This window comes from Salipiger pentaromativorans, assembly GCF_024721115.1.
Taxonomy (GTDB): domain Bacteria; phylum Pseudomonadota; class Alphaproteobacteria; order Rhodobacterales; family Rhodobacteraceae; genus Salipiger; species Salipiger pentaromativorans.
Window position 1 is genome coordinate 7,501 of the sequence record NZ_JAMDHK010000025.1, and the last position, 13,903, is coordinate 21,403.

At 65.0% G+C, this 13,903-nt stretch carries 11 protein-coding genes (1 of these 11 cut by a window edge); 3 read left to right on the forward strand and 8 right to left on the reverse strand.

From position 1 onward, the window contains the following. From M4578_RS25730 to trxB, 3 genes are all read right to left on the reverse strand, one after another. On the reverse strand, nt 1-4,236 hold the 5' portion of the coding sequence (locus tag M4578_RS25730; RefSeq protein WP_274705740.1) for a DUF4214 domain-containing protein. It extends 708 nt beyond the left edge of the window; 4,236 of the gene's 4,944 nt are visible here — the first part of the coding sequence; the start codon lies at nt 4,234-4,236; the stop codon falls past the left edge of the window. Between the two features lie 316 nt (nt 4,237-4,552). After that, on the reverse strand, nt 4,553-6,631 hold the full coding sequence (locus tag M4578_RS24100; RefSeq protein WP_258095692.1) for a bifunctional sulfate adenylyltransferase/adenylylsulfate kinase: 2,079 nt from the start codon (nt 6,629-6,631) through the stop codon (nt 4,553-4,555). A 193-nt stretch (nt 6,632-6,824) separates the two neighbouring features. Continuing rightward, the gene (trxB, locus tag M4578_RS24105) at nt 6,825-7,817 is read right to left on the reverse strand and encodes a thioredoxin-disulfide reductase (RefSeq protein ID WP_258095693.1); all 993 of its coding nucleotides are present in this window, start codon (nt 7,815-7,817) and stop codon (nt 6,825-6,827) included. A gap of 191 nt (nt 7,818-8,008) precedes the next feature. On the opposite strand from trxB, the gene M4578_RS24110 reads away from it, so the two are divergent. Further along, entirely contained in the window at nt 8,009-8,509 is a 501-nt protein-coding gene (locus tag M4578_RS24110; RefSeq protein WP_258095694.1) for an Lrp/AsnC family transcriptional regulator, read from the forward strand. A gap of 71 nt (nt 8,510-8,580) precedes the next feature. On the opposite strand, the gene M4578_RS24115 is transcribed toward M4578_RS24110, so the two are convergent. The 5 genes from M4578_RS24115 to lgt form a co-directional block, all read right to left on the reverse strand. Continuing rightward, on the reverse strand, nt 8,581-9,261 hold the full coding sequence (locus tag M4578_RS24115) for a Hint domain-containing protein (protein ID WP_258095695.1): 681 nt from the start codon (nt 9,259-9,261) through the stop codon (nt 8,581-8,583). A 341-nt stretch (nt 9,262-9,602) separates the two neighbouring features. Then, entirely contained in the window at nt 9,603-9,746 is a 144-nt protein-coding gene (locus M4578_RS24120; protein ID WP_258095696.1) for a hypothetical protein, read from the reverse strand. A gap of 172 nt (nt 9,747-9,918) precedes the next feature. Then, complete coding sequence (pgeF, locus tag M4578_RS24125; RefSeq protein ID WP_258095697.1) at nt 9,919-10,674, reverse strand: peptidoglycan editing factor PgeF; 756 nt, start codon at nt 10,672-10,674, stop codon at nt 9,919-9,921. After that, nucleotides 10,671-11,732 carry a class I SAM-dependent methyltransferase gene (locus tag M4578_RS24130; protein ID WP_258095698.1) on the reverse strand — a complete coding sequence of 354 codons (1,062 nt, stop codon included), beginning with the start codon at nt 11,730-11,732 and terminating at the stop codon, nt 10,671-10,673. Before M4578_RS24130 ends, pgeF begins: the two co-directional genes overlap by 4 nt. Then, complete coding sequence (gene lgt, locus M4578_RS24135) at nt 11,729-12,616, reverse strand: prolipoprotein diacylglyceryl transferase (protein WP_258095699.1); 888 nt, start codon at nt 12,614-12,616, stop codon at nt 11,729-11,731. Before lgt ends, M4578_RS24130 begins: the two co-directional genes overlap by 4 nt. Before the next feature lie 96 nt (nt 12,617-12,712). Here lgt and M4578_RS24140 point away from each other — a divergent pair, with 96 nt between their 5' ends. Further along, the gene (locus tag M4578_RS24140; RefSeq protein ID WP_258095700.1) at nt 12,713-12,958 is read left to right on the forward strand and encodes an accessory factor UbiK family protein; all 246 of its coding nucleotides are present in this window, start codon (nt 12,713-12,715) and stop codon (nt 12,956-12,958) included. A 363-nt stretch (nt 12,959-13,321) separates the two neighbouring features. Next, on the forward strand, nt 13,322-13,792 hold the full coding sequence (gene rplO, locus M4578_RS24145) for a 50S ribosomal protein L15 (protein WP_258095701.1): 471 nt from the start codon (nt 13,322-13,324) through the stop codon (nt 13,790-13,792). Nucleotides 13,793-13,903: the final 111 nt, after the last annotated feature.

Genomic DNA, 13,903 nt, shown 5'->3' on the forward strand with positions numbered 1-13,903 from the left:
GGTGCTTTCCGAGAAGCCGGTCACCACCTGCGCCCGGCTCATGCCGCCGTCGAGCCGCGCTACCCAGTTGGCCAGCCCGGCGGCATCGGGATCGCGGTCGAGTACGTTGCTGTAAAGCAGCGTCACGAAGCCGGCATTGTCGAGCGCGCCATAGGTGTTCTGGAACTCCACAGAATTGACGAAGCCCTGCGTCACCTGTTGCAGCGGCTGCCCATCCTCGATGCGGGCCGACCAGTTGGCGAATCCGGCGGAATCCGGATCGCGGTCGAGCGTCGCGCGATAGACGCGATAGACCTTCGCCCCCGCGCTGTCGGCCACATCCTCCATCTCGCCGCCGATCAGAACGTCGTTTCCGGCGTTGCCGATCAGGTATTCCTGACCGGTGGAGCCTTCGATCGTGTCGTCGCCCAGCCCCGCCGCGATCTCTTCGATCCCCGAGAACTGGCCGGTGAAGGGCGCATAGACATCGGCGAAGACGATCTCGAACAGATCGGCATCGGGGTCGCTGGCGCCCGGAAGGCTGCGGGTGAGGTCATCGGCCGAATTCGCGAAGGCGGCCTCGGTTTCGATGATGTCCCTGGGCGTCAGCAGGCCACCGTTCCACGACCGCGCCTCGGAGGTTCCGGTGTCGCGCCAGACCGGGGTGGATTGCGCCAGAACTGCGCTGTAGCTGCCCGTCCGGACCGAGATCGTTGCATCGCCATTGACCGACCCGAAGACGAGGCGGTCGGTTCCGGTGCCGCCGTCGAGCGTCGCGTTGCCCGGCCCCAGCAGAAAGATGTCGTCCCCGGCGCCGCCATGGGCGGTGTCGTTGCCCTCGCCCAGCGACAGCACATCGTTGCCGCCCCGGCCGTCGAGCAGATCGTCCCCTGCCCCGCCGGACAGCGCATTGGCCCGCCCGTCGCCGCGCAGCACGTCTCCGGCCTGCGAGCCGATCACGTTCTCGATGTCGATCAGCGTGTCGCTGCCCTGCGCCCCGGTGGCGGTGCCCGCGGCCAGATCCACAGTCACCCCGCCGAAATCTCCGGCGGCCAGGGCGCCGTTCGGCCCGTCGGGGCGCGCGTTCGAATAGGAGGCGGTATCGATTCCCCCGGTGCCGCCATCCAGATAATCGTCCCCGGCGCCGCCGTGCAAAAGATCGTTGCCCGCGCCGCCGAACAGCGCGTCATTGCCGGCGCCGCCGAACAGCGCGTCCTCGCCGCCGCGTCCGGTCAGCGAGTCGTTGCCGCCCCGCCCGACGAAACGTTCGCCCGCCGCGGTCCCCAAGAAGCTGTCGCGCACGCTGTCACCGCCGATCAGCGTCTCGATCCCGCTGATCGCCGTGAACGTCACCTGGTTCTGCAAGCCGCCAAGCCGGTTGATGAACTGCGCCGAGCCGGTGCCTGCGGCAAGATCCACCACGCTTTGCACCGTATTGGTGCCTTCCAGCGACAGCACGTCATAGCCCGCGCCACCATCCAGCGGGCCGTTCATCCGCTCGACCCGGAAGAAATCGTCGCCCGAGCCCCCTTCGACGGTCTGATTGCCCGAGGCGTCGAGATAGAATTCGTCGTCTCCGGCATCGCCGTACAGCGCCCCGGAGAGGCGCAGCCCCAGATAATCGTTGCCGTCGCCGCCATGGAAAATCGCCGACGGGTTGCCGTCATTCGCAGTCCAGCGCACCAGGCGGTCGTCACCGCCGGCACCGAAGATCTCGATGCGCGCGGTCCCCTGCGCGTAAAACTCATCGTTGCCGTTGCTGAGCAGCAGCACCTCGATGCCCTGAAAGCTGCCGCTGAAAAGCTGCACGATCTCGGTGTTGCCGATGTTGATGTCGTCGCTGTTCAGGCTTTCGACCTCGAAATCCGCATAGGCTTCGAAGCGGATCCGCTCATCGAAACTGTTGGTGATCGACCAGCGCGCATCGGTGAACTGGCGCAGATCCAGCGTGTCGATGTCGCCGCCGCTGTCCCCGCCATCGACGAAAGAGCCCTTTTCGGTCAGCACGATCATGTCGGAGCCGGTCCCGCCCAGCACCGAATCCGCGCCGCCGGAATACATCAGATCGTCTCCGCCGCCGCCGTCGATGGTCCAGCGTAGCGAGTCGTCGGGGCTTTCGGCACCATATATCGTGTCGTTCCTGTCCGATCCGACATAGGTCTCGATGTTCGAGGCGAGGTCGGTGGCAATCACCGTGCCCCCGTCCATGTGCTGAATCCGCCCGGTGCCGGCATAGATGCGCAGCGGCCCGCTGGCCGGAAGATCCCTGTCCTCCAGTGTCACATGTTCGGGATAGAGGCGGTAATTGCTGACCTGGGAGGAATAGACCAGCCGATCCGTCCCCGCCCCGCCGTCATAGACACTGCCGCGCCCGGGCGTCACCGGCCCGCCGATCAGCGTGTCGTTATCCTCTCCGCCATAGACCCGGTCGCGGCCCGGTCCGCCGATGAGAAAGTCACGCCCCGCGCCGCCGTGCAGCAGATCGTCGCCGGCAAGGCCGTTCAGGAAATCGCGCCCGCCGGCGGTGATCAGAGCGTTCAGCCTGTCCGTCCCGATCAGAACCGCGTCGCGGTCGTCCTCGATCGTCGCATTTTCGATCGAGGTCAGGTAGTCGCGGTCCCGCCCGTCCCAGGCCCAGCCGTCATAAGACTTTCCCGCCGAATCCTCGATGGCGCTCATCAACTCGACCGTGGTGAGCGAATTGCCCGAGCGATTGTCGGTCGGGAACAGCCATGTGTCCTGCCCCGCGCCGCCATCGACGGTGTCCTCGCCATCCAGCGTTACGATCACGTCGTCGCCGGTGGCGCCGATGATCAGATCGTCGCCATTCGTGGCAGGCGGCGCCAGGATGCCCATGTCCCGCAGTTCGTCCAGCGTGTAAACGCCGTCATTGAAGACGAAATACTCGATCCCCTCGACAACCTCCCGCCCCCACTCGCCGCGGGTGTCGAAAAAGATCACCGGCGCCATGCTGGAAAACTGGGTGATCCTGTAGTCCGCCAGGTTCTGGCGCAGCACCAGCCAGTCGGTGCCCGCCCCGCCGTACAGGAAATCGTCGCCCGAGCTGGCCAGGAACAGATCGCCGCTCGTGGCGCTGGCTGCGGCCCCCGCCTCATAGCCGTAGACGGTATCGTTGCCCTCCATCCCGTGCAGAAGATCGAGCTCGGTGGCCCGGCCGTAAAGCACGTTATGCCCCTCGTCGCCAAAGCGCAGCGCATCGGGCGCCAGCGCGCCGATGGCGTTCAGCACGTCGTTCTGGACATCTGCCACATAGCTGTCGATGTCGGGGTTCCAGCCATCGAGAAAGCCCGCGATCTCGCCGAAAGCATCGTCGAAACGGGCGACGATGGCGTCGAGAACATCGGCATCGGGCAGGACCTGGGAAATCGCGTCGCCGATCCGGTCCAGCAGGTCCTGAATGCCGAGCGTCTCGAGCAGCCAATCGACAACCGGGCCGACCGTCAGGTCATAGACGACGCCGACGGCATCCAGCGCCCATTCGATGGGCTGCAACGCCGACTGAACCGCATTGAGCGGCGTCGCGAGGAATGCCAGCGCGTCGTTTATGGTCCCGAAGGCCCTGGCCACATCGGTCAGCGGATCGAACAGGCCCGCGCTCGACTCGGTCGCGGCAAAGGCATCGTCGAGAAACTGCAACCGTTCCTCGATGGAATCGTAGGACCGGTTGATCGGCACCAGAAGATCGTTGATCGGCCGCGCGGCGAAATTTGCCGCAGATTCCAGCGGATCCAGGGGCGCCCCGATAAAATCGAAGGCCGCCACGATGTCGTTGATGCTGTCCGCATAGCTGTCCAGCTTGTTCTCGACGACCTGCAACGCATCTTCGGCATCGCCGAGCTTGTCTTCCGCGTTCTTCAGATCCTCGATATAGCCGCCCCGCTCGATCTTATCGACAAGCTGGCGGGCCTTGTCGCGCACCGAAAGCGCGACATCCTCCAGCCGGTCCAGGATCGCGGCCAGCGCCTTCGACGGCGCGTTCATCGGCCCGACCTTTTCAGAGAGCTTCAGCGCGAATTTGAAGGACTTGATCGTGTTGGCGAAGCTGGTCGCCTGATCCTCGACCTCCTGCGCCTGCTCCAGCGCCCAGCGCGCGGCCTCGACAACGGTTTTGATATTGCCGACCTTTTCCCGCATGTCGGCGGCGTTGTCCCTTGTGTCCTCGAGATTGAGGCCGAAATCCTCGATTTCGCGCCCGGTCGTCTGCGCCCCCGAACGCAGTGGCGTTACAAGTGTCATACAATCATCCGATAAAAAAACGCTGCCGTATACCGCAGGCAGACCGTGCCCTCATAAAGCCCCGTGGCCATTGAAAGCGCTCGTCACGTCCCCGCAGCCCGACCCGTCAAAAATGTGGCCGCGCACCGCCGGGAAGGCCGGTCTCTGCCCTCTAAAAAATAATCTCCCCCCTAAAAAAGATGACAAATGACTGCATGTTCCCGATGAGAAATCAACGCGTTTGTGGCCCCACACCGCCGCGAGGCCCCCGTGGCACAAACAAAAAGGCCATGCGCGAAGCTCGCGCATGGCCCTGTCTCGTCTGTGGTGCTGCCGATCAGTGACCGGCGATCAGCCCCATGCTTTCCAGCTTCAGGATAACCTGATGCGCGCAGTTATCGACATCGACATTCTCGGTCTCGACGCGCAGCTCGGGGTTCTCCGGCACATCGTAGGGGTCGGAAATCCCGGTGAACTCCTTGATCTTGCCTTCGCGGGCGAGCTTGTAGAGCCCCTTGCGGTCGCGCTTCTCGCATTCCTCGATCGTGGTGGCCACGTGCACCTCGATGAAGGCGCCGAACTGCTCGATGTCCTCGCGCACCGCACGACGGGTGGTCGCGTAGGGCGCGATGGGCGCGCAGATCGCGATCCCGCCGTTCTTGGTGATCTCCGAGGCCACATAGCCGATACGACGGATGTTGAGGTCGCGGTGCTCTTTCGAGAAGCCCAGCTCGGAGCTGAGGTTCTTCCGGACGATGTCGCCGTCGAGCAGCGTCACCGGGCGGCCGCCCATCTCCATGAGCTTGACCATGAGCGCGTTGGCGATGGTCGATTTGCCCGAGCCCGAGAAGCCGGTGAAGAACACGGTGAAGCCCTGCTTGGAGCGCGGCGGCTTGGTGCGGCGCAGCTCGGCGACCACCTCGGGGAAGGAGAACCACTCGGGGATTTCGAGCCCTTCCGCCAGACGGCGGCGCAGTTCGGTGCCCGAGATGTTCAGGATGTTGACGCTGTCCTTGTCGGCGATTTCGTCGTTGGGCTCGTACTGGGCGCGCTCTTCCACATAGACCATGTGTTTGAACGGCACCATTTCGATGCCCATTTCTTCCTCGTGCTCCTTGAACAGCTCTTGCGCGTCATAGGGGCCGTAGAAGTCGTCGCCTGCCGAGTTCTTGCCGGGGCCCGCGTGGTCGCGGCCGACGATGAAATGGGTCACGCCGAAGTTCTTGCGGATCAGGCCGTGCCAGACCGCCTCGCGGGGGCCTGCCATGCGCATGGCGAGCGGCAGCAGCGACATGGTGGTGGTCGATGCCGGGTATTTGTCGAGAACCGCCTCGTAGCAGCGCACGCGGGTGAAGTGATCGACATCGCCCGGCTTGGTCATGCCGACGACCGGGTGGATCAGCAGGTTGGCCTGCGATTCACGCGCGGCGCGGAAGGTGAGTTCCTGGTGGGCGCGGTGCAGCGGGTTGCGGGTCTGGAAGGCCACGACCTTGCGCCAGCCCAGCTTGCGGAAATAGGCGCGCAGCTCGTTGGGCGTGTCGCGACGGGCACGGAAATCGTAGTGAACCGGCTGCTGGATGCCGGTCACCGGGCCGCCCAGATAGATCTTGCCGGCGGTGTTGTGCAGGTAGTTGACGGCCGGGTGCGCGTCATCGTCGGCGCCAAAGACCTTCTCGGCCTCTTTCGCCTTGTTCGGCTCCCATTTGTCGGTGACGGTCATGGTGGCGAGGATCACGCCTTCCTGATCGCGCAGCGCGATGTCCTGACCGATCTCGATCTTGTCGGCGAACGCCTCTTTCACGTCGAGCGTGATGGGCATCGGCCAGAGCGTGCCGTCCGCGAGGCGCATGTTGTCGACAACGCCGTCGTAATCTTCTTCCGACAGGAAGCCTTTGAGCGGGAAAAATCCGCCATTCATGAGCAGTTCGAGATCGCAGATCTGGCGCGGAGAAAGGTCATGCGAAACGAGGTCGGCCGCTTCGACCTTCAGCTTCTGCGCACTGTCGTACGAGACAAAAAGCTCGGGGATGGGAGCAAGGTTATTTTGCATCAATGTGGTCCTGTTGCTTGATGGGACATAGCCGCTGCCGCTGCCGGTCAGCTCGGCGTGTAGAACCTGGTATTCCAGGAGTTTCCGGGCAAGGAACCGGTCTGTCAGCCGGGCCTTCTCGGCTGCGCCGCGCGAAGTCAGCGCATAAGCGAAACGTTGGCGCCGGTCCGGGCCCCCGCGTTCGCTGATTTTAATGAACCCCGCTTCGGCAGCGGCCCGAAGCTGTGCATTGAGCCACCCCAGAGACACGCCGATTGCCGAAGAGATCTCCCTCTGCGACGCATCCGGCGCCAGATCGAGCTGGCGCAGGAGGTGGAAGAACTGAGCTTCCTCATCGGTAATCGGTTTGGCACCGGGCGTGGACATAGTGTGCGACTCAAATGTGTTCACGCGTGAACACTTCGCATGGAAGCGCGTCCCGGGAAAGCCCAAACTTCCGCTGGGCGGGGATTCCCGCCGACGTGATTCTTTTGCAACGCCGCCCCGAATGTCTTCGGAGCCGAACGACAACGGGCCCGCCGATGGCGAGCCCGCGAAATTCATCCACCGTGACCGGGCCTTATCCGGAAACCGGCAGTTCGGCCCCCTGCCCCGCCGGCGCGGGCTCGGGCGCGCCTTCCTCGGCCAGCCAGCGCTCGGCCTCGAGCGCGGCCATGCAGCCCATGCCCGCCGAGGTCACCGCCTGACGGTATTTATGGTCGATCAGGTCTCCCGCAGCGAAGACGCCGGGAATCGATGTGGCGGTGCTGTCGGGCTGGGTCACGACATACCCGCCCATGTGGGTTTCCAGCACATCCTTGACCAGTTCGTTCGCCGGCGCGTGACCGATGGCGATGAACACACCCTTGCAGGGAATCTCGGTGATCTCGCCAGTCTGTACGTTCTTCGCACGCACGGCGGTCACCCCTTTCGGGCTGTCCTCGCCCACCACCTCTTCGAGCTGGTGATGCCAGAGCGGCACGATCTTCTCGTGCTTGAGCAGCCGGTCCTGAAGGATCTTCTCTGCCCGCAGCTCGTCGCGACGGTGGATCAGCGTCACCTTCGACGCGAAGTTGGTCAGGAACAGTGCCTCCTCCACAGCGGTGTTACCACCGCCGATCACCACGATTTCCTGACCGCGATAGAAGAAGCCGTCGCATGTGGCGCAGGCCGACACGCCAAAGCCCTTATAGGCCTCCTCGGAGGGCAGCCCCAGCCATTTGGCGCGCGCGCCGGTGGCCAGGATCACCGCATCGGCGGTGTAGGTGGTGCCGCTGTCGCCATGCGCCACGAAGGGGCGCTTGTCGAGTTCCAGCTTGCTGATGATGTCGCCGATGATCTCGGTGCCCATGGCGCGTGCATGGGCCTCCATCTTGACCATCAGCTCCGGCCCCTGGATCTCGGTCTCGCCGGGCCAGTTCTCGACCTCGGTGGTGGTGGTGAGCTGACCGCCGGGCTCGAGCCCCTGCACCAGAATCGGCTCCAGCATCGCGCGGGAGGCATAGACGCCGGCGGTATAGCCGGCCGGTCCGGAGCCGATGATCAGAACCTTGGTATGGCGTGTGTCGGACATGGGAGGCGCCTCGCAAGCTGTGACTTCACATTCCGGACTGCATATAGACACGCGGCGCGTCGGCGCAAACCCCAAGCCCCGCCAGACCGGGCAAATTCGCCATCCCTTAACAATCTTTCACGTTTATGAAACATTATTGCGCAGCGCGCCGCGGGTGGTATAACAATCGCGAATTCACAAGAGGACGAAAGATGCCCGGAAACCGGCTCGATCCGATCGACAGAAAGATTCTGGCCGAGCTGCAAGCCGATGGCCGCATGACGAATGTCGAGCTTGCCAAACGTGTGGGCATTTCCGCCCCGCCCTGCCTGCGCCGCGTGCGCACCCTGGAAGAGCAGGGGTTCATCCGGGGTTACCACGCCGATGTCGACCCGCGCGAGCTGGGATTCGAGGTGCAGGTCTTTGCCATGGTCGGGCTGCAAAGCCAGGCCGAGGCAGATCTGCGCGTGTTCGAGGACCGCTGCCGCGCCTGGCCGCTGGTCCGCGAATGCCACATGCTGAACGGCGAGGTGGATTTCATCCTCAAATGCGTCGCCCCCGACCTCTCGACCTTCCAGAGCTTCCTGACCGGAGAGCTGCTGACCGCCGAGAATGTCGGCAGCGTCAAAACCTCGCTGGTGATCCGCGGCGCGAAGGACGAGCCCGGCGTTCCCTTCGACGTGCTTGAAGAACGGCTCAGCCGCTCGGCGTAACAAAACGCCCCGGCACGGCGACCCGGTCAGGGGCTTTCCCGCTCACGACACCGAACGCCGCGCTGAGCCTCTTACATGGCGGTCAGGCTGTCGATGACCTCGCGCGTCGTGCGGGTCATGGTCAGCTCGCCGAAATCCTGCACCACGTCGATATTCGGGAACATCGACAGGAACAGCGCGCGCAGCGCATCCCCCATGGGCTGGGTGATCGCCTTGCCCGGGTGATAGGTCTCCATCTCGATCCCGCCGACCCGAATCGTGCCGTGGCGGCCCAGCATCAGATGATAGAGCTGCACCGCGCCGCCCGGCGTCACCCGCACGATGCGGTCGCCATCGGCGAAATCGGACACCGGCACCAGCACCCGGTCCTGTCCGATCAGCGATTTCAGACGCCCGCGCTGCAACACCATCCGTGCCGCCGGCCCCACCAGAACGTCGCCCAGCGGGCGGCCGGGGCCGAAAGCGTCCGAGGTGATCCGGGCGAGATAGGCAAGCGTCGTGGCATCGTCCTCGATGCCCGGCACGTAGGTGGTCGAGCCGATCCAGGTGACCGGCTGCGCCCCTTCGCTCGATTCCAGGTAATCGCCGGGCAGCAGATCCTCGACCGCGACCAGCCCCCGGACGGTGGGCACCAATGTACCGCGGGCGAAGGCCGTCGTGGCCTCTTCGAAAAGCGGGGTCGCAGGGGCGACATGGCTCTTGAACGAGATCGAGAGATCCGGCAGCAGCGCGGCGGCCTCGTATTTGCGCATGAGAGAAGGTGCGCGACGAGGCCGCCCGTCCCGGAGAGATACGGTATCACGAGAGATTTGCAGGGAAACCGCGTCGTCCACGGAACGGAAAGACTGGTGAAGGCTAGACATGTGAACACCCCTCGAGGCTGGTCACATCCGTGTTGGCCCCCACCAACAACGACAGAAGGACGATTGCGATTTCGTTGAACACGAACAGGCCGCAATGCCGCGTCTCTGTCAAAATTAAACCGGATTAAACCGTTTTTTCACGGTCAATCCGGTCAGGTCGGTAATATTGTCAGAAAATTCTCAACTATTTCGCCACATTCTGCCGAAACTCGGGCGAATCGACGCTGTTTTCAGGCGCGCTTGAGAATCGGGGCCTGCGCCTCGCGGCGGGCGATGGCGGCGGCGCGGCGGGTGCCGCGCGCCCAGGGCAGCTCGACATCGGTGCTCTTGGCGGTTGCGACGACCGATTTGATGAAACGGCTTTGCTTTTTCATGATCCTGCTCCTTGGTATTGCCTGTTCGGGCCTTGCCTGTGACCGCAGGTGCCCCCTGCGTTGTACCCTCGAAGATGCTACCGAATTGGGGCGGGTTTTTGACGGCAGGCGGACAATTTCCAGAAAAAGAGGCGTTTGTTTCCAGGCTGAACGGGCCAGGCGCCACCAGGGCCTAGAGACGGATCACCGAAATCAGCCGGCCGTAATCGGCTTCCTGCTCGTGACAGGAGCGCCGGTAAGAGAAGAAGCGCTCGGGATCGGAATAGGTGCAGTGCCGCGTCCATTCCGCACTCACCCCTGCCTCGCGCAGCTTGTGCAGCCCGTAGCCCGGCAGATCGAACTGCATCCGGTCCCCCGCGCCGCCGGCAAAGAAGCGGGCATTGGCGGGATCCTCGCCCATGAAATCGTCGAAGAACTCGGGCCCCACCTCATAGGCGCGCTGGCTGATCGACGGGCCGATCACCGCGGCAATCTTCTCGCGCGTCGCCCCCAGGGCGACCATCGCGGCCACGGTCTCTTCGAGCACGCCGTCGATCGCGCCGCGCCAGCCCGCATGCGCCGCCCCGACCACCCCGGCCTGCGCGTCGGCGAAGAGCACCGGCTGGCAATCTGCGGTCAGCACCGCCAGCGCCACGCCGGGCGTTGCGGTGACCACCGCGTCCGCCTCGGGCACCGGGCCCGGATGCGGCCCCTCGACCACGGCCACCTTCGCCGAATGCACCTGATGCACATTGATCAACAGCTCCGGCGCCACCTCCATGGCCGCGGCGACCCGCGCCCGGTTGATCGCGACGATCTCCGACTGGTCGGAAGAGCCGTTGCCGCAGTTGAGCCCCGCGAATACGCCCGAAGAGGCACCCCCCTTTCGGGTAAAGAACCCGTGCCGCAGGGGCGAAAGGCTGTGCGAGGTGATGATCTCAAGCGTCATGTCAGCAATCCGGGCGGCGGTGGGGCGCCTTCGGGGAAGAATCCGAGCGTCTTGAACACCGAACCCATTTCACCGGGATGCGTCAACCGGCGATGTGCGGCAACGTGGCTGTCGAGAGCCGCGCCGCTCAGCCCGCGAGCCAGCGCGCGGGCCCGGTCGGTGATGCCCAGACGTTCGAGAAACACCCCCTGCGGCGTCAGTTTCGTATGGGCGCAGGGCGCGGCCAGCGCCAGCGCCTCGAAATCCACATGCGCAGTGAGGTCGGCCTCTCCCGGGGTTTCCAGCGGCGCCGCGCGCTCATGCGCCCGCAGCGCCTGCAAGGTATCGCCCAGACTGTGCCAGTCGCCGTAATCGACGATCAGCGCCGCCCCGCCCCGCGCCGCGATGCGGCGGCCGATCTCGGCGGCGATGCCCTGCCCGGGTGCGCAGGTCTCGACCAGATCGCCCTCTTGCGTGTCCGCCAGCCGGTGCGCCAGCGCGGCCTGCGCGGCGGGCTCCGTCAGCCCGAAACTCAGCACCCCGTCGCGCAGCCCGACCACCCGTTCGGCCCAGCCCTGCCCCGCCCGGACGAACTGGCGGATCGGCAGCGCGTCGAAAAACTCGTTGGCGATCAGAAACAGCGGCGCCTCGGGCAGCGCGGCCACGCTGTCCTGCCAGACGGGAGCCGCCCCGCTCAGCCGCGCCGCCTGCTCCGCGCGCAGGCGCGGCGAGGTCTCGACCAGATGCAGCTCCGCCGCCTCCACCAGTCCCGGCACCGCCCGCATCGCCCGCAGCGCATCGGCCATCAGCGTCCCGCGCCCGGGGCCCAGCTCAGCCAGGACAAAGCGCGAAGGGCGCCCCTGATCGAGCCAGCATTGCGCCAGGCAGAGCCCCAGCAACTCTCCGAACATCTGACTGATTTCGGGGGCGGTGGTGAAATCGCCCGCCGCGCCCAGGGGATCGCGCGTCGGATAATAGCCGTATTGCGGATGCATGAGGCACAGCCCCATGTATTCCGCCAGGCTCATCGGTCCCTCCACGGCGATCCTCCGTGTCAGGATCTCCTTCAGCGGCGTCATCCCCGGCGCCTCGCGGCAAGCAGCAGCCCCAGCCCGATCAGGATCATCGGGAGCGACAGGATCTGCCCCATGGTCAGCCCGTAGCCATTCACATGCCACACCAGCCCCAGCGGATTGCCCTCGGACACGAATTGCGCATCGGGCTGACGGACAAGCTCTACCAGCACCCGCGCAAACCCGTATCCCGCAAAGAACACGCCCGCCACCGTGCCCGGCCGTTTCAGCGCCCCCCCGACAAAGGCGAGCCAGATCAGCAGAGCGCCCAGAAGCAGCCCCTCGAGCCCCGCCTCATACAGTTGCGAGGGATGTCGCGCGCAAAGCGTTCCGAGCGCCTGGCCGCAATCCTGCGCCGCCTGTCCGGGAAAGATCACGCCCCAGGGCAGATCGGTGGGCCGGCCCCACAGCTCCGCATTGACGAAATTCGCCAGCCGCCCGAGCAGCAGCCCCGGCGGCACCGCAAGCGCCATCATGTCGGCGGTGGGCATCAGCGGCACGCGATTCTTCAGACAGAAGCCCAGCACCGACAGAATCACCCCGATCAGCCCACCGTGAAAGGACATGCCGCCGTGCCAGACCATCAGGATTTCAGCCGGGTGGCTCAGGTAATAGGCCGGCTGATAGAACAGCACGAACCCCAGCCGCCCGCCCAGGATGATCCCCAGAATCACCCAGGTCATAAGCTGCTCGACCTGCGCCGCGCTCATCGGCGGGCTGTCGTCGCGCCAGAGGCGGACGCGCGTCACGGCCATCACCGCCAGCCGCCAGCCGATCAGGATTCCGACGATATAGGCGAGCGCATACCAGCGCAGCGCGAACTCGAAGCTGCCGAGCGTGAGCGTGAAGATCTCGGGCGAGAACTGCGGGAAGGGAATGGCGGCTTTCATGGCCGCATGAGTGACGTCGCTTTGCGCGGGAAGTCAACCTTGAGGCCCGCCGCGCATGGGCCCATATAGAAGACAAGCAACGTTCAGGAGTCTCCCATGCAGACGCGCAACAAGGTATTCGACGACATCTCGCAACTGATGACCAACGCCATGGGCGTGGCGCAGGGCGCAAAGGAAGAGGCCGAGACCGCGATGAAGTCGATGATCGACCGCTGGCTCGCCGACCGCGACTTCGTCACCCGCGAGGAATTCGACGCGGTCCGCGCCATGGCACAGAAGGCCCGCGAGGAAAACGAGGCGCTGAAGGCGCGACTCGACGCGCTGGAAAAAGGCGCGGAATAAACCGGCGGCACGCGGGAGCGGTGGGCAGATTGCCCACCCTACGGTCGCGGCGCTTGGAATAGCCGCACCATCGCCGGACGGCGGGGCGGCGATCAGAGGCGCCGAGCCTCTCGATCTATCCCGTCAAAACCGAATGACCTCGACACGCGGCGTCGGCGTCCCCAAATCGCCGGGGCCTGGGGCAGCCGTAGGGTGGGCAATCTGCCCACCGACCCCGATCCCTCTCCCCCACAGCGCCCTTGCGTGACAGCCCCCCTGGCGCTATACGCCCCCGGTGGCTTTGCGCCACCGATTCAAAACACCAAGAAACGCCGTGTTTGGCCCATTCGCTTCGGGGGCCATATCCGGCAATGGAGAAGCGATATGAAACTCAACGAACTGCGCGACAACGCGGGCGCCACCCGCTCGAAGAAACGCATCGGCCGTGGCCCGGGCTCGGGCAAGGGCAAGATGGGTGGCCGTGGTATCAAAGGTCAGAAATCCCGTTCGGGCGTGGCCATCGCCGGCTACGAAGGCGGCCAGATGCCGCTCTACCAGCGTCTGCCCAAGCGCGGCTTCAACAAGCCGAACCGCAAGAGCTATGCTGTTGTGAACCTCGGCCTGATCCAGAAATTCGTCGATGCGGGCAAGCTCGACGCCGGCTCGATCACCGAAGAGACCCTGGTCTCCTCGGGTCTCGTCCGCCGCAAGCTCGACGGCATCCGCGTGCTGGCCAAGGGCGAAGTGACCTCGGCCCTGACCATCGAAACCACCGGCGCGTCGAAATCGGCCGTCGAGGCGGTCGAGAAAGCCGGTGGCGCACTGAAAGTCACGGCTGCGGCAGCAGCCGAATAAGCGGGTTGTGAGCGGCACGCCAGCCGCTTACATAAGGCCCCACGTTTTCCACGAACGCCGCCGGAGCCGGAAAGCGCTTCCGGCGGCGTTTTCGCCTCAGAGAGGACCCGC

Bases quoted from the DNA above. Each gene is read 5' to 3' on its own strand.
- M4578_RS24100 (WP_258095692.1), bottom strand. From the start codon at position 6,631: ATGTCCACGCCCGGTGCCAAACCGATTACCGATGAGGAAGCTCAGTTC.
- trxB (WP_258095693.1), bottom strand. From the start codon at position 7,817: ATGTCCGACACACGCCATACCAAGGTTCTGATCATCGGCTCCGGACCG.
- M4578_RS24110 (WP_258095694.1), top strand. From the start codon at position 8,009: ATGCCCGGAAACCGGCTCGATCCGATCGACAGAAAGATTCTGGCCGAG.
- M4578_RS24115 (WP_258095695.1), bottom strand. From the start codon at position 9,261: ATGCGCAAATACGAGGCCGCCGCGCTGCTGCCGGATCTCTCGATCTCG.
- M4578_RS24120 (WP_258095696.1), bottom strand. From the start codon at position 9,746: ATGAAAAAGCAAAGCCGTTTCATCAAATCGGTCGTCGCAACCGCCAAG.
- pgeF (WP_258095697.1), bottom strand. From the start codon at position 10,674: ATGACGCTTGAGATCATCACCTCGCACAGCCTTTCGCCCCTGCGGCAC.
- M4578_RS24130 (WP_258095698.1), bottom strand. From the start codon at position 11,732: ATGACGCCGCTGAAGGAGATCCTGACACGGAGGATCGCCGTGGAGGGA.
- lgt (WP_258095699.1), bottom strand. From the start codon at position 12,616: ATGAAAGCCGCCATTCCCTTCCCGCAGTTCTCGCCCGAGATCTTCACG.
- M4578_RS24140 (WP_258095700.1), top strand. From the start codon at position 12,713: ATGCAGACGCGCAACAAGGTATTCGACGACATCTCGCAACTGATGACC.
- rplO (WP_258095701.1), top strand. From the start codon at position 13,322: ATGAAACTCAACGAACTGCGCGACAACGCGGGCGCCACCCGCTCGAAG.